This window comes from Salinicola sp. (assembly GCF_982684285.1).
The window spans coordinates 1-3,116 of record NZ_CEXLVS010000351.1 but is presented as its reverse complement, the minus strand read 5'-3'; the positions used below and the strand labels follow the sequence as shown (position 1 = coordinate 3,116).

Annotated in this window: 5 protein-coding genes; 4 read left to right on the top strand and 1 reads right to left on the bottom strand. The window is 64.3% G+C overall.

The features are described 5' to 3' along the window. The 4 genes from AC3AYF_RS19635 to AC3AYF_RS19620 all read left to right on the top strand — a co-directional run. A partial coding sequence (locus tag AC3AYF_RS19635; RefSeq protein WP_295041281.1) for a phospholipase A occupies positions 1-633 on the top strand: 633 nt, incomplete at its 5' end. A gap of 75 nt (positions 634-708) precedes the next feature. Continuing rightward, the gene (locus tag AC3AYF_RS19630) at positions 709-1,050 is read left to right on the top strand and encodes an ElaB/YgaM/YqjD family protein (protein ID WP_149434045.1); all 342 of its coding nucleotides are present in this window, start codon (positions 709-711) and stop codon (positions 1,048-1,050) included. Further along, on the top strand, positions 1,050-1,430 hold the full coding sequence (locus tag AC3AYF_RS19625; protein ID WP_295041279.1) for a phage holin family protein: 381 nt from the start codon (positions 1,050-1,052) through the stop codon (positions 1,428-1,430). Before AC3AYF_RS19630 ends, AC3AYF_RS19625 begins: the two co-directional genes overlap by 1 nt. Beyond that, positions 1,423-1,722 (top strand): YqjK-like family protein, encoded by a 300-nt coding sequence (locus AC3AYF_RS19620; RefSeq protein WP_295041277.1) that lies wholly within the window; start codon positions 1,423-1,425, stop codon positions 1,720-1,722. The genes AC3AYF_RS19625 and AC3AYF_RS19620 overlap by 8 nt, the downstream gene beginning before the upstream one ends. Positions 1,723-1,794: 72 nt before the next feature. Here AC3AYF_RS19620 and AC3AYF_RS19615 read toward each other — a convergent pair whose 3' ends face one another. After that, positions 1,795-2,976, bottom strand: coding sequence for a BaiN/RdsA family NAD(P)/FAD-dependent oxidoreductase (locus AC3AYF_RS19615; RefSeq protein ID WP_295041275.1), 1,182 nt, complete (start codon positions 2,974-2,976; stop codon positions 1,795-1,797). Positions 2,977-3,116 lie beyond the last annotated feature (140 nt).

Genomic DNA, 3,116 nt, shown 5'->3' with positions numbered 1-3,116 from the left:
CAGTTGAGCTTCAAGGTGAAGCTGCTCGACGACATGTTCGGCGACAACGGCGACCTCTATTTCGCCTACACCCAGCGCAGTTGGTGGCAGGCCTACAATTCCGAGGCTTCCGCCCCCTTTCGCGAGACCAACTACGAGCCCGAGGGCTTCGTCAGCTTCGATAACCGCTGGACGGTGCTGGGATGGACCAACACCATCAATCGCGTCGGCTTCGCGCACCAGTCCAACGGACGCTCGGATCCGTTGTCCCGAAGCTGGAACCGAATCTACGGCGAATCGATATTCCAGCGCGGCGACTGGGCCTTCAGTGTCGCCCCACACTGGCGTATCCCGGAAAACGACAAGGACGACGACAATCCGGACCTGGAGAACTACATCGGCTACGGCGACCTGACCCTGGTGCGCGCCTTCGGAGACCAGGAGGTCTCGTTGATGGTTCGTGGCAACCCGGGCAAGGCGCACTATGGTGGCCAACTCGACTACTCCTTCCCGCTGTTCGGCAAGGTGCGCGGCTATCTGCAGTACTACAAGGGCTACGGGGAGAGCCTGATCGACTACAACCACGACGTGCAGCGTTTCGGCCTCGGCTTCAGCATCAACACCTTTTTGGCCGGGATCCCCGGTACGCGTTGATGCCGCCAGCTAGCCTGTCTATGCTGAAGCCTGTCTGTTCCAACCATGCCACTCGACTGTCAAAGGATGACGACCATGACCATGCAATCCATCGGCGGCAACGGTCCCGAGCGTGAACGCGAAGCCTCTACCGAGCAGCTCAAGGAAGACCTGCGCAACCTGTCCCACACCGTCGAGGAGCTGATCCACGCGACAGCGGACGACTCCCGCAGCAATATCTCCGAAATGCGCGAACGCGCTCAGCAACGCCTGCATGCCACCCGGGAGCGTCTGGAAGCTCGTGGAGAAGCCCTCTACTCCAGCGCCAAGGAGCAGGTCGATGCCACCGATCGCTACGTGCATGAAAACCCCTGGACCAGCATCGGCATCGGCGCCGCGGCGGGCGTGGTTCTGGGACTGCTGCTGGGACGTCGCTGATGGCGGGGCCGGCTGAAAACGTGATTTCCGCCGGGCGACGGCTGATCGCCAATCTCATCGCCACCGGCCAGACGCGACTGCGTCTCGCCGTGGTCGAGTGGGAGGCGGAGCGAGACCGAATGCTGACGCTGCTGCTGTTGGCGGGTGCAGGCCTGATCGTGCTGTCGTTCGCTATCGGAATGCTGCTCCTGCTGATCGTGGTGGTCTACTGGGAAGAGCACCGCCTGCAGGCGATCGGGATCTGCTCGGCGGCGCTTTTCATCCTGGCGGGGGTCTTGATCTTCTCCGCCAAGCGAGTCGCCAAGCAGCGCAAGTTGATGGCCGCGACCCTGCATCACCTGGATCGCGATCGCCAGGCACTGGGGCATTCCCATGACTGAACGTTCCCGCCAACGGCAACTGGACGAGCTCGAGGACGAGATACTCCAGCAACGCCTGGACATGACCGCCGCCATGCGCGAATGGCGTGACGCCACGGCACCGATCGACAATGCCTGGAACAAGATGATGAGCTGGCGCGTTCCGCTGATGGCGGCCGGGGGATTGTTGGCGATGCGCAGCGCGCGCAAGCCACGCTCCACCGGCCGCCTGTTCAGGCGGGCACTGACCGGATTCATGATGTACAACCGCGGTCGGGCGCTTTACCGGGCGACCCGCGGGAAAAACCGCTAGCCGCGGGAGCAAGCCGCCTTTGCCACCCTGGCGTCGCGGCCACTGGAGACAGTGGCCGCCTCTGGTTCGGCGTCAGAGCGCCTGACCACACGCCACGCCGGATGACCAGGCCCACTGGAAATTGAAGCCACCCAGCTGCCCGGTGACGTCCAGCACTTCACCGATGAAGTAGAGCTGGGGGATTGCGTTGACGGCAAACGTCTTCGACGACACCGCTCCGGTGTCGACCCCGCCCATGGTCACCTCCGCGGTACGCCACCCTTCCGTCCCCGCCGGCTTGAACTGCCACGCTTTGAGCCCGCTCGCCACGGCGTCGATATCGGCGTTGGACAGTTCGGCCAGTGGCCGGTCCTGCCATGTTTGCCACTCGATCAGCGCCTGGGAGAGACGCTTGGGTAGCGCCTCCCCCAGCCAGCTGCCCAGCCGCCGCCGCGGTGCGCGTCGGCGAAGGTCGGCCAGGGTCTCCGCGACCGGGATCGAGGGCAGCCAGTCGATCGCCACCGTCATGCCCGGCTGCCAGTGGCTCGAGGCCTGGAGCATCGCCGGCCCGGACAGACCGCGATGGGTGAACAGCAAAGGTTCACGGTAGGTGCCGTCGCCGCAGCTGACCGCCACGGGACAGGACAGGCCCGAGAGCGAGGCCAGCGACTCTTTCCATCGCGAGGTCACCGTGAACGGCACCAGTGCCGCCCGGGTCTCGGTCACGGCCAGCCCGAACTGGCGCGCCAGATCGTAGCCGAAACCGCTGGCGCCGAGGGTCGGGACGGACAGGCCCCCAGTGGCGACCACCACCGCCCCGGCCTCGGTCTTGCGGCCATCTATCTCCAGCCGCATCCCCTCACCCAGGCACTCGACGCTGCCCACCGTCGTGGAGAGGGAGACTTCCACGCCCGCCCATTCGCACTCGGTCAGCAGCATGGAGACGATCTCCTTTGCCGACTGCGCACAGAACAACTGGCCGGGCGCTTTCTCGACGTACTCGATACCGTGCCGCTCGACCAGCTCGACGAAATGGTGCGGCGTGTAGCGTTTCAGCGCCGAGATCGAGAAGTGCGGGTTGCCCGAAAAGAAATGCGCCGGCGTGGTGGCGAGATTGGTGAAATTGCAGCGCCCACCGCCGGACATCAGAATTTTCTTTCCCGCCTTGCCGGCATGATCGACGACCCGTACGCGAAGGCCGCGGTAACCCGCCGTCAGCGCGCACATCAAGCCCGCCGCGCCTGCGCCGATGACGACGACATCGTAGGTTTTCATCTCCACACCGCACTTGCCTCGCTGAATGGGCAGGCATTCTAACAGAGGCGTTTTTCGAGATGCCCTTTTCATTCACCGGTCGTTCAGGTACTAACGAGTGGCGCGCACTCGCCCGCCCAATGCAACGCTGACAAGAATCC